Source organism: Candidatus Methylacidiphilales bacterium (assembly GCA_028713655.1).
Taxonomy (GTDB): Bacteria; Verrucomicrobiota; Verrucomicrobiia; order Methylacidiphilales; family JAAUTS01; genus JAQTNW01.
Map to the genome: position 1 here is coordinate 11,639 of JAQTNW010000023.1, position 14,311 is coordinate 25,949.

Sequence of the window (14,311 nt, forward strand, 5' to 3'; positions counted from 1 at the left end):
CTGTGAAAATCCTGATTGCCCCGGACAAATTCAAAGGATCCCTCCGCGCGGCGGAGGTGGGATCGGCAATCTCCCGCGGATTCCTGGCAGCCTGGCCGGGCGCGGTTGTTGTCCACAAACCGGTTGCCGATGGCGGTGAAGGTTTTGCAGACGCGCTTTCGACGCGAAACACCCCGGTGCGCGCGCATGACGCGCTGGGACGCGAAGTCACCGCAAGTTATGGCTGGTTGGACGAGAGCACAGCCGTGATCGAGATGAGCGCCGCCTCCGGCTTGTGGCGGATCGCGCCGGAAGAACGCAATCCACTGAAGGCCTCCAGCGCCGGCACCGGCGAACTGATTCGCGATGCAATCGCCAGGAGCGCGTGCGACATTTTGATCGGGATCGGTGGAAGCGCGACGAATGATGGCGGCATAGGAATGGCGGGGGTGCTGGGTTACCGGTTTCTGAATCACAATGGCGAGCCGATGGAACCTATCCCGGAAAATCTGCGCCATTTCAAAACCATCAAGGCGCCGGTGCCCGCAAAGCCGTTGCCCAGGATCATCGCCGCATGTGATGTCAATAATCCCCTGCTTGGCGAGCACGGCGCGACGCGTGTTTATGGACCTCAAAAGGGTGCAACTCGGGAGATGATCGGGGTATTGGAAGCCGGTTTGGAGCATCTGGCGGATCTTGTTGCCCGGGATTTGGGCTGTGATTTCCGCAACACACCCGGGAGCGGAGCGGCCGGCGGTTTGGGATTCGGACTGATGAGTTTTTGCGGGGCCGCGATCCGTTCCGGATTCGATCTTGTTGCCGGGTATGCGCGGATTGAAGAGGCGATTGCCGACAGCGATCTTGTCATTACAGGCGAAGGAAAAATCGACGCCCAAACCCTTCACGGCAAAGGCCCCGCCGGGGTGGCGGCCCTTGCGCGCAAGCATAACAAACCGGTCATCGCATTCTCCGGGATCCACGAAAAGGGAGGCCGGGACGGAGTGGCGGATGTTTTTGACGCCGTGTTTGAAATTCATCGTCCCGGACTCACCACCGAAGAGTCGATGAAAAATGCCGCCGCTTTGCTCGAGGCATTGGCGAGGGATGTGGCAACCGAGATCGGTGCCGGAACCATTTTGCCGCAGTTTCGACTGTCTGCCGACGGCTAAGATCGGCGGTGGCTTGAATCAAAGGGCCGACACCGGCACTTCTGCTTCCGGGCGCAAATACGGAATGGTCAACGGACCTTGGGGCAGCACGGCGATACGAGCAGAGGGACCCAGTTTTGCGATCTGTTCCAGGACCAGTCCTGCAATATCCGGGCATGGCACCAGGTGCGCCAGCTTTACCTCTTCCGGATCCAGGCTGCTGTACAAATAAACTTTGGCGTGCCGCTGGATCAACGCCTGTATCTGCGACTGCCATTGTTCGGGAAAGGTGGACTCGGCAATCAGCTCAAGAACGCGTTCCGGCCGACCGGCTTGGCGCAACAGCTTGTAAAACGGAGAGGACGCTGGAATCCCCTCGCGGCATTCCGCAGCCATGATGATGCTCCCACCCTCCTTCACAATACGCGCAGCCGCGCTCATGCCCTTCACCGCCTGGTAAAGATTCAAGTCGAGCGGATAACCGCTGTTTGTGCTAATGACGATTTCAAAAGGCTGTTCGACAGGCTGCATCGCCGAGGCACGGACAAATTCAATACCCTCCGCATGGGCTGCAATCAGGTCGCCTGCAAAAATGCCCGTGATCTCGCGGCGCTCGTTCAGCGCGACGTTGACCAGGAAACTGAAACCCGCCCGCAAGGCGATATCGCGCATCTCCTCCCACACCGGATTTCCCACCGTAATTCCGAAGGCCGCATTTGGGCTGCCAATATTGGCGCGTCCGTGGTTGCTGATCACGGTCTGCAGTCCGGCCACGCCCGGCATGATGCCTTTGGGCCCGCCGCTGAAGCCCGCGAAAAAATGGGGTTCGATGAAGCCGGTGATGATCCTGAGGTCCGCGGCTAGAAGATGTTTGTTGAGCAGAACGGGAACTCCCGCCCTGGTGTGTCCCATCTGCGCCAGGGCTTCTGGATTTTCGGGTTCATGATTGAGGACGCGGTAATGTTCCACGACTCCGGCGGTCAGCATTTTGCACAACTCTTCACGGGTGTTCGGGCGGTGGGTGCCGAGGCCGTTGAGCAGTGTGATTTGATCCCGCTTGACGCCCGCATCCTCAAGATAGGCGAGTATCCACGGAATCAACCGGTCATTGGGAGTCGGCCGGGTGATGTCGGTGAAAACAATGCATATCTTTGTCTGGTTGGTGACCCATTCGCGCAAGGGGGCACAACCGATTGGTCGATCTAATTTTTGGTTCAAGGCGAGCCGCTCATCAGCGAGGCCCGGTTGTTGTGCCGGGGTGATCACGGTTGTGAGATGATCGGGCAGATCAACCAGCAGGTTGCCCTGTCCGTATGCCAAGGGGATTTGCATTTCAATAAATTACCATGATCCGCCGCAGGCAAACGAGCACGGATTTGAAATTTTTCGAATGGCGCTTCGCCGAAAGGGAGAACAAAACTGTCCGTCTTCCGAGTTTTTTCTTTACTCGTTCCCGGATGGGTGTGGAATCCGTCAAATGGCCACTCATTCCATGGGACGGAAACGGGAGGAAGAGGCAACGCCCATCTTCGACATACCGCGCCTTGACAACATCAGCATCGACGGCAAAGCCGATGACTGGGGCGACCGTGGGTTTCGGGTTGAGCTGCTTGGAAACGCGAACGGCAGGGTCAAGCCGGCCTTCGATTTTGACGCCTTGTTTCGCCTCGGGTGGGACGAACGCGGATTGCTGCTGCTGGTCAAGGCCTCTGCCGCCGCCTATGACGAGGCAAAACAGGGCAACGAACTTTGGGAAAAGGATTCCGTCGAAATTTTCTACTCCCCGCAGCGCGGCTCGCCCGATGTCGTTCAACTGGTTGTCAGTCCCGGAGTGGACCCGCAATGCCCCAAACTTCGCTCGATCCTCCAGGACGGACGCAAGTCCGAAGCGCTGAAGAAAACAAAGGTGACTGCCACGGCGCTGCGCACCAAGACCGCGAATGGGTACACATTGGAAGTCCTGCTGCCGTGGGGCAATTTCGGGATCAAGCCCGAAACCGGACGCGAGCTTGCCTTCCAGATTTACATCAACGACACGGGTGGCGCGGAACGTTTTCAAGCGCTCTGGTATCCGATTCCCAACGCCCATGAATCGATAAACATGCATCGTGTCAGGCTTTCCGGGAAACCAAGCCCGCCGGTCAAGGCTGTTGTGTTCGCAGAATACGATCGGTTTCGCAGGGTGCGCGTCGATGTGGCGGGTACGATGGAATTGCTGGGGAAAACAATCACGCTCAAGGGAGACGGGCGCGAATTGGGCAGCGCCCGGACCACGCCTGAAAACGGACGCGCGGGAGCGAAGTTTGTTTTGCCAATGCCCCCGCAGGACAAGGCGTATGGGCCGTTGGACCTTTTTCTGGAAGGGCAATTGCTGAAAACAATCAGCTTGCCGGACCTTCAGCAAGCGCGCGCCAAAGCTTTCATGGAGCAAAGGCTGGATTTCAATCCAAGCGTGTTCCCGGGACCGGGCTTCCCAAAATGCGATTTCGAACAGCCTTCCTATGTGGAGGATTTGATCGGGCCATATACCCTGACAACCACCTTTTATGACGCCGATTACAATCCGGTAGCGACAGCGGAGAAGCCGGGCCGTTACGGCGCCGTTGTTGAGATCAAGACCGGGGACGGAAAAACGTTCCGGCGATTGCGGACCTTGTTTCGAACCCGGGAAAAGCTGGATGGCGGCGCGCGTGAAAACATCACGGGACCCATGCAATTTCCAAAAGAAACGGGGATACATCCCACCGTGGTCAGGGAACAAAAGTTTTCGGTTAACAGTTACCTGAAATCGCTGCTGGACGGCAGCATGTCTCCTTGTATGGCAACGCCCGCGTTGATGGCGGCGCTTTATGAAACCAAGCCGGGCGCGAAAAACGCCGGCGTTTCCGGGGATTTCCTGGCGCGCGACCGCCAGTGGTGGGTCGGCTTGAAGCGCAAGCTTGCCGGAGCGGACAAACTGTATCGCAAGCCGTTTGTCTGTCCGGAAATTGTGAAGGGAAAGCCGGCAACGATGCTTCACAAAGGCACACTGAAGGCAGCGGGGATGAAGCCCGATGCAACGAAAAAAATCGACGCATTGCTCAGGCAATGGTCTGCGGATACCGAGGAGCCGTTTGCCGTTTGTGTCGCGCGCCACGGCGTGATTGTTTTGCACAAGGCCTATGGCCGGCGCAACGGCAAAGCGATGACCGTGGACACAAAAAGCTGGATGGCCTCGATCACGAAAGCCATGTCCGGCACGGTGATGATGATGTTGGTCGATCAGGGTTTGGCAAACCTCGACGACCCTGTGTCGAAATATCTGCCATCGTTTCGTGATGACAAGGTCGCCACGCCGCTGACCATCCGCCACCTCTACACGCACACGACCGGGCTGCAGCGGGATTGCGGCGATGATCCGAGCGACTTCGACGATGTGATTGCCGGTTACTACCCGTACATGCCCGTCGGCAAGCGGCAGGAATATAACAACGCGGGAGCCCCGATAGGCAGCAAGATTGTCGAGATCATCACCGGCGAAGCGTTGCCGCAGTTTTACAAGCGCCATTTGTTAGAGCCGCTCGGTTGCGCCAACACGGACGTGACCAACAGCTCGGGCAGCTATTGGGGCGGCGCCCGCAGCGTGCCGATGGACATTGCGAAATTCGGACAGATGCTGTTGAACCGCGGCAGCTACGGCAACAAGCGGTTCATGAGCGCGGAGACTTTCCAGCAAATGCTGCCTGTGCGATTGACCCGGATCCTCGGCCCGGACACAAGTGTGGAGTGGGGCATTGGCCTCATCTGGTTCGAAGGCGAGGGCCTTGGCAAGGGGAGCTTCGGGCATGGCGCGGCTTCGTCGGCAACCTTGCGGATCGATCCCGAACACGATCTGGTCATCGTCATGTGCCGCAATGGCCCGGGACGGAATTTTGCGAAGTATCACTCGCAGTTCCTCGGCACAATCGTCGAAAACATGGCCGGGTGAGTTTCAGGTTCGTAAAGCTCAGTGGCGCAACGGGGCAAGGCGAAGGCGCGGAGGCTGCGGAAGCAGCATCCGTGACTGAGCCGGTGAAGCCATGACCGTGCTTTTCAACAACCCGCGCTGAGAGCCGTGGGTGTGCAGCGTATGGTTAGCCATTTTTTTGATCCTCCTTCGCGACGAAACCAAAAATTCCTAATTCTGATTTGGTTAGATAAAATCGTTCTGCCGCTGAAGTGCGTGAAAAGTGAAGTGTCGTTGCATCCTTCTGGATAAATAAGTCGTTTGAGCCTTCAAATCGAAATGTAAATTCACCCGCATCTTGGCAGCCGCAAAGAAAGCGATATGCTTCGCTCTCAAGTAATTCCGGATCATGTGGAAGTGCGCGAATAAGGCAATCGCCGGAATCGTCAGCAAAAAGAATGAATCCCAGGTGACCACCGGAGGCCGTTTGGAGTGCAATTATCATATTCTGGCTAGTCGGCGGTGATCTAGCCCCGGAAGCCGCAGGCTGTAGGGGCTTGGGTCAACCGCATGGTTCGATCTATTTTTTGCAAAATTGATCCAAGGCGGATTGTGGAATAGTAATGCCCTTTTCAAACTGGCGGTATTTTATAAATCCCCAAAGAGCCAATAGGGCTACTGAGATTATTCCCAAGAATACAGTTGCCCAAAGTTCTATGGTGGATGGTCCGCCTGTTTTGGAAAGTATTGCTCCTAAAAAAACACCAAAGATAGAAAACGATGTGGAATAAAAAAGAGATAGTATTGTATCAAGGTGAGCTGAGTCAGATCGAACTAATCTTACGCGCATGTCAGAGGGCAAAATTGCCCCTGCTAGCATGGCATTGCCATCTCCTCTCGTTACTTCAAATACAGTATCTGTAGGAATAGTCATTTTCCCTCCTTTGGTTCCAAAGGAGTAGAGACGTGACGCCCCAAATAGATGGAATACATGAGGTCAATTGTAGGTGATTCCGAGGTGAATTTACTGAGGCGGAAGCCTAAAAACAATTCTCTGCCTTGAACAGTTCCGACTGGCTCGGGAGAAAGTGTTCCAAAGGAAAGAGGGGAGGGTGGTATCTGACCGTCAAGTATATATACAAGTCTAAGATTTTTATGGTCGGCCTCCCTCCTTGCTTCAAGTTGCTTTTTAGCATCATTAGAATTAATAAAGCGAAAAGCTAGCGTGACAGCCCCTATCGCTATTTCGGGTTCATCACTACAGCGGGGCTGTAGCCAGCCGCTTTGCAGAAGCTCCTGTTCGCCAGAGCGTGCTTTAATTATTGGTTTATCCATATTTTATCGAACGTCAACCATCAGTCGCGTCGCGTAGCGACGTTGACTGGATGGTCTGGTTAGCAGTTATCTTCTTTAATAACTCAGCAAACAAGCCCTGATAGATTATGGAAAGCAGGAGATACATGCGGTGTGGATGATGCTGCACCGCGATAACTAGATCTTCAGAAATATTATTTGCCTTCCCTTTTTCCCCAACAATTACTTTCATTTTCTCAATTTCAGGTCTTATAAGATCGCTGGATAATGAAACATCAACACGATGTGCAAAATGATTTCTTATCTTTTTCAGGACGCGAATACTTGCTAATTCTGTCTCTGGCAAATATCCCATAAGATGAGCCAATTGAATTTTTGCTCCAAATGTTCCCAGTGGGGCATGGGCAGTTCCGTCCACTCCGAAAAAAGACATCCTTTCACTTTCCGAACCACGTAAAGCGTGAAAAAGTAATTCTGTCAATGCCACGTCAATTAATGCTGAGGATACTATTACCAACTCGCGCTCGGGAAGGTCCCAAAACCGCTTGGTTGTTTCTTCGGTGCCCAAAAAAAGCTCTGAGGAGAGTCTCTCTGCTTTCCAGTTTTTCATAGTTTTATTGCTAACATTATGATTCAGTCGCCGGAGACATTTGTGGGTAAAAAGTCTCGCGCGGCATTTTACCTGCAAAGGTCGCCCGAAAGGACAGGCTTCGTGAATAGCTTTGCATTCCTGGAACTTACACCCGCTTGCGCCATCCAAACAAGATGAAATTGGGTGGAGCCAAAGCATTCAGTTTCGAGCGTACTTTGCGATCTTCCTGTTAAAAACATGCTACTCTCGGAGAGTTGGAGATGGAGTTTGAGCAAGAGTAAGTGGTTCATCCGTACCTATCCGTGTAATCCGTGGTTAAATCTGAGTTCCTCGCGTATTTTTTCAAAATAAGCCCGGTGATTTTTGGCGAAGCGGACGGAATACGCTTTTCGCTTGCCGGCTGGAGAAAACGTCAATTGATCGTAAAGCATGCGGATTTCGGGGGTAATTTCAAGGGAATCGCAGCCAATTAGGATCGGTCGCAGGGTTTTAACGATAAAGACAAGGCGCTTGGAGGGTTCGATGAAGCCCAGATAGCCTTTCCGATTTCGCGGCAGGCCTGGAACCCGCCCGATCACCACCGGCACCGACCAGACCAGAGTTTCACCCTTATCAAGCCTCGATTCAAGCGCCTCCCGGCTTTCGGCGGAAATGATTTCGGGCAGTTGTGAGATGCGCTGTTCCTCGGCTCCGATGCTGCGCAGTTTCAGCAGGATGAAGCGGATGGTGTGATAAATATGGCGGAACAAAAGGGGCGCCAGCCAGAGGAACAAGAAAAATAAACCCAACAGCACTCCAAGCGCGATGAAGGGATGCAGATAAATCAGGCTGAGCCCGCCGACCACAATCAGATCTTCCGTGACACTAACAATTGAATTGGAGAAGGGCTCCGGTGAAGCATTGACCACCAGACGGGTCCCGGCCTTGGCCAGGTGGCTGCTGAGCGTGATGCTGCCGCAAAAGAGCCCGGCCAGGACGGTGATGCGGGGGTCCACCGGAGCAAGGGCGGCAAGCCCGAGGATGACGCCGCCCGCCGGGCGAATGACGGTATGGAAGGCGTCCCACAATGAATCGAACCAGGGCCATTTATCTGCAATAAACTCGATCAGGGTCATGATGCCGGAAACAATGAGGATGGCCGGGTGCGCCATGATATGGAGATGTTCCATGCCGGGCCCGAGGTGGACCCAACCGAGATTCAAGGAAAGGCTCAGGACAAAGACGGTGAGGTAAAGGTTCAGCCCGGCCAGCGCGGACAATCCCATGGCAGTCGCAAGGAGCTGCAGCTCAGTCATGAAACGAGAATAACCTCAAGTATTTCAGATGTCACGCCGGGGCGCCTGGACCGCAATCGATAGCCCAAATAGATTGCCATGCCGGAGATCATCAGAGGGATGATTTTAAATGCGTAGAAGAGACCGAGAGCCAGATTCTGGCCGGATTTGACGGGCGAGGCGTTTTTCATTTGGTTTGAAAAAGTTTTAAGTCTTACGATTTAAGTTTAAAGCTTTTTTTGCGTATTTCGTGGTTAGATTTCAAGAGTTTGAGTCAGAGTAAGAGTAAGATATTTATCAGTGCCCAGGCTGGTATAAATCCGCGCCTTCAGCGCTTCCAGTTTTAAACTTCCTTTATCTTCGCGTGCTTTGTGTAGAAAGCATTTTGCCCCCTGGCCGCTTGAATAATAGGCATCGACGGGCCGTTGGCTTTGTTGAATAATCGCAGCTTCTGCATTCATGCGAACATTTTTGCTGCTTTTTTGCCTGGGCTGTACCGTTCACGTTGTGGCGGCGCAGACGCCTCGCGGGTTGACCCCGGTTGAAAAGCGTCCCGCCGGGCCGCAGGCCGCGCAGACGCCCGCGCAAAACGAGCAACCCTCCCCCTCCCAACAAGCAACGCCGGAACAAACCAAAACAGACAACCCGCCTGCTCCGGTCAAACAGGCGTCCGGGCCTTCCATCCAGACGGATGGAACCAATGTGCGTTATTACGGCCATTCCTTTGTTTATCTCACATCGTCGAGCGGGGTGCGCGTGGCCCTCAATCCATTTTCGGATGAGGCGGGCATGGCCTACAAATTTCCTCCCACCTTGCCGGCTGACATCGTGTTGATCAGCGCCGAAAGCACCGACCTCAACGGCGGGCAGGCTCTGTTTGGATTGCCGCAGGTATTCCGGAGCTTGACGGGACTTGGAGCAAATCGCGCCAATGGGATTCCCTTTCGCGGCATCGCTACTTTCCGCGATGACAAAAACGGCGCCGAATCCGGAGGCAACACGGTTTATGTTGTCGAAATGGACAACCTCCGATTCTGCCATCTTGGCGCCATCGGCCATGTTTTAACCCGCAGCCAGATTCAGGAGATCGGGCGTGTGGATGTGCTCTTTCTTCCGGTTGGAAACCTGGAATTAACCAATTCGGAATTATGGAAACTGGCGGAACAGACAAAGGCAAAGTGGATTGTGCCGGTCGCCTACAAAACCGACAAATCGGGCCCGCTGCAATTGCGTCCCGTCCAGGACTTTGATCCGGGCGCCCATCCTCTCAAAACACTAGCCACCAGCGATTATGTCTTCCGCCCATCCGATGCGCCGTCTGTGCCGACGGTACTGATATTCAAATTGCCATGAAAATTCTGGTTGTGGGAAATGGGGGGCGCGAGCACGCCATCGGCTGGGCCCTGGCTCAGGACGCGCGGGTTTCCGAATTGTATTTTGCCCCCGGCAATGCCGGAACCGGGCAGTTGGGAAAAAATATTCCGGTAAAGACGGACGATATCAAGGGACTCAAGTCCTGGTGCGAAACCGCCCGCCCCGGACTGGTGGTCGCCGGCCCCGAGGCGCCGCTTTGCCTGGGTCTGGCGGATGAGCTGGCAGCCGTTGGAATTCCTGTTTTTGGGCCCGGCAGGTCGGGCGCGCGTCTGGAAGCCAGCAAGATTTTCACGAAGGATCTGCTGGCAAAGGCAAAGATCCCGACGGCGGCGAGCGCCCGGTTTTCGGACCCCGCGCAAGCTCTCGCTTATTGTGAGGGGCAGCCGTATCCGCTTGTGATCAAGGCGGACGGCCTTGCTGCGGGCAAGGGGGTGATCATCGCGCAGACGCGCGCGGAAGCGGAACAAGCCATCCGCCAAATCATGACCGAGAAAGTGTTCGGCGCTTCGGGAGAAAATATTCTGATCGAGGAATTCCTTGAGGGCGAGGAGGCGTCGATCCATGCGGTGACGGACGGACGGGATTATGTGCTGATGCCGAGTTCGCAGGACCACAAGCGGATTTACGACAATGACAAGGGGCCTAACACTGGGGGCATGGGCGCCTATGCCCCGGCGCCTGTCGTGACAAAGGAGCTCCTGTCCCACATTGAGGAAAGCGTCATACGCCCGATGATACGGGTCCTGCGCGACGAAGGAATTCCATATCAAGGCGTGCTGTACGCCGGTATGATGATCACAGCAAAGGGGCCCAAAGTGCTGGAGTTCAATTGCCGCTTCGGCGATCCGGAGACCGAGGTGCTGTTGCCGTTGCTGGAAACACCGTTGCTGGATTTATTGCTGGCCACGGTTGAAGGCAGGATAGGGAAGCTGGATTTTCGCTTGAAAAACGAGCACGCCCTGACAGTGGTGCTGGCGGCGCCGGGTTACCCGGAGCATCCGGTCATTGGACAGGAAATTCATGGGCTGGAGCAGGCCCCTCCTCTTTTGTTTCACGGCGGGACCCTCCGCAAGGACGGCAGGGTGTTCACATCCGGAGGGCGGGTGCTGGCCGCCACGGGCAGGGGCAAAACCCTGTTGGAAGCGAAGGACGCAGCCTATGAGCAGGCGCGGAGAATCCGCTTCGAGGGGGCGCAGTTCCGGAGCGATATCGGCAAAAGAGCCCTCGATTTACCCCAAGCCCGGCGCTAGACTGTGGGATTGATGACATGCGCATACTGAATATCTTTTTATTGGTCGGCATTTCCTTCATTTCGGGAAGCCTGGCAACCTATGTACTGACAGTTGAGTTCCCCCAACTTGGCCGCCACGCGGTCCGGCCTGCCCTCACAGCGGTGAAAAAAAGCCCCGAACCGCGCCAGCAATCGTCCCTGCTGCCGCCCAAGGTGCCTGGCACGGTGTTGGAACCAGACCCCTACGCGCGCACGCCGAAGGCCGAACAGCCGGAGGAGCTGTTGTTGCCGCGGGCCGATGAGGCGTCCGAAGTCATCGACTTGCTCCGCAGCGAATTCATGGACGCCCCCGCTTTGATCAACACCCAGTTGGGCGAGGACACACTCAATGCGCTGATGCAAAAAATCGGCGACAAGGCCAAAATCAGCAATGCTTCCGTGCTGGGGCCGGACCCAAAAACAAAGTCGATCACCGAGGTTCTGCCCAGCGGAATCGGCTATTGGCGCGCGAACGACTTTTCGCAAAAGGAAATCGAATCGTTCCTGAAGGAATGGTCCATCTGGAAAAGCGGCGATCTGCGCGGGCTGATTGTGGACCTGCGGAATTTCCGCGACGGCAACAACCTGCGGGGCGCGGCATCTGTGGCCAGTTTGTTTGTTTCCCCGCAGGAGGCGCTTTTTACCGTGGAGGGGGTGAATTTCCCACAACAGGTCCTCCGCTCGCAACGCCAGCCTCTGGATCTTTCCAAAAATTTTCCCATCATAGTTTTGATCAATGTCGGCACACGGGGGTCCGCCGAGGCATTGGCGGTGGTCTTGAGGCAAAAGGCGGGGGCGATTTTGATCGGGCGGAAATCAGCGGGGGAAGGCGGGCTGTTTGTGGAAAAGCAATTGAAGAGCGGGCGATACCTGAGGCTGGCCACGGCGCGGATCACGGCGGCGGACGGGAGCAACCTGCTCGGAACCCCGCTTGTTCCTGACGTTCCGGTGGATCTTTCAACGGCATCGGACCGCGAGGGATTCAACGCCGCTTACAGGGTTGGAATTTCCGCATTGGCAGCCGTCAGGATGCCGGACCGCAATACCATGAAGGAAAAGGAGGAATTGGATTTGCCCCTTGATAACGCCGGGATAGACTTGAAATCGCCCCGTGATTTGATTCTGAGTGTGGCGAATGATGTGATTTTGGGAATCACGTCCAGCCGGCAGAAGCCGGACGGGAAGAATGGGTGACGCCCCGGCGATTTTGGAGTAAGGATAGTCCAACCGGATTTTAGACCATGCACGTTCTTTTTGTTTGCACCGGCAATATTTGCCGCAGCCCGATGGCGGAAGGCTTGTTCCGTGAAATGGCCAAGCCCGACCGGAGCCTGACGGTTGCGTCCGGGGGAATTGGGGCCGTCGAAGGGCAGGCCCCCAGCGTTCAGGCGATTGCCGTGATGGATGAATTGGGCATCAATATCCGCGCCCTGCGGAGCAAGCCGGTCACTTCGGCGATGGTGGATGCGGCCGACCTCATTTTTGTCATGACCTACGGCCATCTCGATTCCATGTTGATGCTGCATCCGCAGGCGGCTGATAAAGTTTACCTGTTGCGAGAATTTGAATCGGCCAAGGCCGGAGACCTGGAGATTGACGATCCGATCGGGCAATCCGTGGAGATTTATCGCAGATGCCGGGAGCAGATTCGCGCGGCGCTGGTGCCGATTTTGATCATGTTGCGGGCCCGGAAATCGGAGAAGAACAGCCCGCACGGGCGGCCTGAGCAGGTGGCCATCGGGGCCGACCATGGAGGGGTGGAATTGAAGCAGCGCCTCATTCAGGAACTTCTGCGGCAGGGACAACAGGTTACGGACCTCGGCGCGTCCGGGCCGGAATCGGTCGATTACCCGGATTACGCGGCTTCTGTGGCCCGGGAAATCCTCTCGGGACGCGCGACCTGTGGAATTTTGATTTGCAAGACCGGCATCGGCATGAGCATGACGGCGAACCGGTATCCCGGCATACGGGCCGCGCTGGTACACAGCGAGGAAGCGGCGCGAATCAGCCGCGAGCATACCAATGCGAATGTGTTGTGCCTGGCTGCAAATGAGTTGACCTTTGCCGACGCGGTGAGAATTTTAAATGTCTGGTTTAAAACCGGTTTCGAGGGAGGCCGGCATGCCCGGAGAATCAATAAAATGGAAACACTGAAAAAGCAGATTGAAATCGAACCGTTTGGCCCGGCTTTGCCGCAAGCCGATCCGGAAATTTTTAGCGCCATTTCGCATGAAAGGGAACGCCAGCGCCGCAATATCGAGCTGATTGCCTCCGAAAATTTCACCAGCAGGGCCGTGATGGAAGCGCAGGGGTCCTGCCTGACCAACAAGTACGCGGAAGGCTACCCGTCGAAGCGCTGGTATGGCGGGTGTGAAAATGTGGATGTGGTCGAGCAGCTCGCCATTGACCGGGCCAAAAAAATCTTTGGCGCGGAACATGCCAATGTCCAGCCTCATTCGGGTTCGCAAGCCAACATGGCCGTTTATTTTTCCGTGCTGCAACCGGGCGACAAAATCCTGACCATGGACCTGTCGCACGGGGGCCATCTGACCCATGGTCACAAAATGAATTTTTCCGGGCGTCTTTTCGAGGTGTTTCATTATGGAGTCAGCCCTGAGACGGAGGCCCTGGATTATGACGACCTTCAGAAGAAGGCGCGCGAATTCAAGCCGAAGATGATCACAGTGGGCGCATCCGCTTATTCGCGCATCATTGATTTTGCCAGGATGGGTGAAATCGCGCGTTCGGTGGGGGCCTATCTCTTTGCCGATATCGCGCATATCGCGGGACTGGTGGCGACGGGATTGCATCCCTCGCCGGTGCCTCATGCCGACTTTGTCACCACAACCACGCACAAGACCCTGCGCGGTCCGCGCGGCGGGCTGATTCTTTGCCCCGAAAAATACGCCAAAGACATTGATGCGATGGTCTTCCCCGGCTGCCAGGGCGGCCCGCTGATGCATGTGATTGCAGCCAAGGCGGTTTGTTTTGGCGAAGCACTGCAGCCTTCCTTCAAGGAGTACCAGCAGCAGGTGCTGCGGAATGCCAAGGCCCTTTGCGAGAGCATGAAAAAGAACGGCTATCGCATCGTGTCCGGCACGACGGAAAATCATGTCATGCTTGTGGACCTGCAGCCGAAAAACATCACCGGCAAGGAAGTGCAGGAGGCGCTGGACAAGGCGGGCATTACCGTGAACAAAAACGCAATCCCGTTCGACAAGCAGTCGCCCTTCAAGGCGGGCGGGATTCGCCTGGGCAGCCCTGCCGTCACCACGCGCGGGATGAAGGAAGATGAAATGTTCGACATCGGAAACCTGATCCACGAAGGGATTCAGAAACGGGCGGATGACAGGTCGCTTGCGGAATTGCAGGCGCGCGTGTATGCCTTTACCGCGCAGTTTCCCCTGCCGGGGTAAATTTCAAATCCCAAATTTG

14 protein-coding genes are annotated in these 14,311 nt (G+C 55.7%); 6 read left to right on the plus strand and 8 right to left on the minus strand.

What is annotated here, in order from left to right; translation table 11 throughout:
- Positions 1-2 precede the first annotated feature (2 nt).
- A complete protein-coding gene (locus PHD76_08875; GenBank protein MDD5261944.1) occupies positions 3-1,148 on the plus strand; it encodes a glycerate kinase in 1,146 nt (381 codons plus the stop codon).
- A gap of 18 nt (positions 1,149-1,166) precedes the next feature.
- Here PHD76_08875 and larA read toward each other — a convergent pair whose 3' ends face one another.
- A complete protein-coding gene (gene larA / locus PHD76_08880) occupies positions 1,167-2,459 on the minus strand; it encodes a nickel-dependent lactate racemase (GenBank protein MDD5261945.1) in 1,293 nt (430 codons plus the stop codon).
- Positions 2,460-2,604: 145 nt separating this feature from the next.
- Here larA and PHD76_08885 point away from each other — a divergent pair, with 145 nt between their 5' ends.
- Positions 2,605-5,094 (plus strand): serine hydrolase, encoded by a 2,490-nt coding sequence (locus tag PHD76_08885; GenBank protein MDD5261946.1) that lies wholly within the window; start codon positions 2,605-2,607, stop codon positions 5,092-5,094.
- Between the two features lie 145 nt (positions 5,095-5,239).
- Here PHD76_08885 and PHD76_08890 read toward each other — a convergent pair whose 3' ends face one another.
- The 7 genes from PHD76_08890 to PHD76_08920 form a co-directional block, all read right to left on the minus strand.
- On the minus strand, positions 5,240-5,557 hold the full coding sequence (locus PHD76_08890) for a hypothetical protein (protein ID MDD5261947.1): 318 nt from the start codon (positions 5,555-5,557) through the stop codon (positions 5,240-5,242).
- Positions 5,558-5,632: 75 nt separating this feature from the next.
- Positions 5,633-5,986 carry a hypothetical protein gene (locus PHD76_08895; GenBank protein ID MDD5261948.1) on the minus strand — a complete coding sequence of 118 codons (354 nt, stop codon included), beginning with the start codon at positions 5,984-5,986 and terminating at the stop codon, positions 5,633-5,635.
- Positions 5,983-6,387: a hypothetical protein gene (locus PHD76_08900; GenBank protein MDD5261949.1), complete on the minus strand. Its 405-nt coding sequence runs from the start codon at positions 6,385-6,387 to the stop codon at positions 5,983-5,985. The genes PHD76_08895 and PHD76_08900 overlap by 4 nt, the downstream gene beginning before the upstream one ends.
- A gap of 13 nt (positions 6,388-6,400) precedes the next feature.
- Positions 6,401-6,976 (minus strand): hypothetical protein, encoded by a 576-nt coding sequence (locus PHD76_08905; GenBank protein ID MDD5261950.1) that lies wholly within the window; start codon positions 6,974-6,976, stop codon positions 6,401-6,403.
- Positions 6,977-7,254: 278 nt separating this feature from the next.
- On the minus strand, positions 7,255-8,253 hold the full coding sequence (locus PHD76_08910) for a DUF4126 domain-containing protein (GenBank protein MDD5261951.1): 999 nt from the start codon (positions 8,251-8,253) through the stop codon (positions 7,255-7,257).
- Complete coding sequence (locus PHD76_08915; GenBank protein ID MDD5261952.1) at positions 8,250-8,423, minus strand: hypothetical protein; 174 nt, start codon at positions 8,421-8,423, stop codon at positions 8,250-8,252. The genes PHD76_08910 and PHD76_08915 overlap by 4 nt, the downstream gene beginning before the upstream one ends.
- Positions 8,424-8,486: 63 nt before the next feature.
- Positions 8,487-8,693, minus strand: coding sequence for a hypothetical protein (locus PHD76_08920; GenBank protein MDD5261953.1), 207 nt, complete (start codon positions 8,691-8,693; stop codon positions 8,487-8,489).
- Here PHD76_08920 and PHD76_08925 point away from each other — a divergent pair.
- Genes PHD76_08925 through rpiB form a run of 4 tightly spaced genes read left to right on the plus strand, consistent with a single transcriptional unit; the run spans position 8,692 to position 14,292 of the window.
- Positions 8,692-9,585, plus strand: coding sequence for an MBL fold metallo-hydrolase (locus PHD76_08925; protein ID MDD5261954.1), 894 nt, complete (start codon positions 8,692-8,694; stop codon positions 9,583-9,585). The two genes, PHD76_08920 and PHD76_08925, sit on opposite strands and share 2 nt — an antisense overlap.
- Positions 9,582-10,856: a phosphoribosylamine--glycine ligase gene (purD, locus tag PHD76_08930; GenBank protein ID MDD5261955.1), complete on the plus strand. Its 1,275-nt coding sequence runs from the start codon at positions 9,582-9,584 to the stop codon at positions 10,854-10,856. Before PHD76_08925 ends, purD begins: the two co-directional genes overlap by 4 nt.
- A 17-nt stretch (positions 10,857-10,873) precedes the next feature.
- Positions 10,874-12,070: a S41 family peptidase gene (locus PHD76_08935; protein MDD5261956.1), complete on the plus strand. Its 1,197-nt coding sequence runs from the start codon at positions 10,874-10,876 to the stop codon at positions 12,068-12,070.
- A gap of 47 nt (positions 12,071-12,117) precedes the next feature.
- On the plus strand, positions 12,118-14,292 hold the full coding sequence (gene rpiB / locus PHD76_08940; protein ID MDD5261957.1) for a ribose 5-phosphate isomerase B: 2,175 nt from the start codon (positions 12,118-12,120) through the stop codon (positions 14,290-14,292).
- Positions 14,293-14,311: the final 19 nt, after the last annotated feature.

Bases quoted from the DNA above. Each gene is read 5' to 3' on its own strand.
- larA (MDD5261945.1), bottom strand. From the start codon at position 2,459: ATGCAAATCCCCTTGGCATACGGACAGGGCAACCTGCTGGTTGATCTG.
- PHD76_08885 (MDD5261946.1), top strand. From the start codon at position 2,605: ATGGCCACTCATTCCATGGGACGGAAACGGGAGGAAGAGGCAACGCCC.
- PHD76_08890 (MDD5261947.1), bottom strand. From the start codon at position 5,557: ATGATAATTGCACTCCAAACGGCCTCCGGTGGTCACCTGGGATTCATT.
- PHD76_08895 (MDD5261948.1), bottom strand. From the start codon at position 5,986: ATGACTATTCCTACAGATACTGTATTTGAAGTAACGAGAGGAGATGGC.
- PHD76_08900 (MDD5261949.1), bottom strand. From the start codon at position 6,387: ATGGATAAACCAATAATTAAAGCACGCTCTGGCGAACAGGAGCTTCTG.
- PHD76_08905 (MDD5261950.1), bottom strand. From the start codon at position 6,976: ATGAAAAACTGGAAAGCAGAGAGACTCTCCTCAGAGCTTTTTTTGGGC.
- PHD76_08910 (MDD5261951.1), bottom strand. From the start codon at position 8,253: ATGACTGAGCTGCAGCTCCTTGCGACTGCCATGGGATTGTCCGCGCTG.
- PHD76_08915 (MDD5261952.1), bottom strand. From the start codon at position 8,423: ATGAAAAACGCCTCGCCCGTCAAATCCGGCCAGAATCTGGCTCTCGGT.
- PHD76_08925 (MDD5261954.1), top strand. From the start codon at position 8,692: ATGCGAACATTTTTGCTGCTTTTTTGCCTGGGCTGTACCGTTCACGTT.
- PHD76_08920 (MDD5261953.1), bottom strand. From the start codon at position 8,693: ATGAATGCAGAAGCTGCGATTATTCAACAAAGCCAACGGCCCGTCGAT.
- purD (MDD5261955.1), top strand. From the start codon at position 9,582: ATGAAAATTCTGGTTGTGGGAAATGGGGGGCGCGAGCACGCCATCGGC.
- PHD76_08935 (MDD5261956.1), top strand. From the start codon at position 10,874: ATGCGCATACTGAATATCTTTTTATTGGTCGGCATTTCCTTCATTTCG.
- rpiB (MDD5261957.1), top strand. From the start codon at position 12,118: ATGCACGTTCTTTTTGTTTGCACCGGCAATATTTGCCGCAGCCCGATG.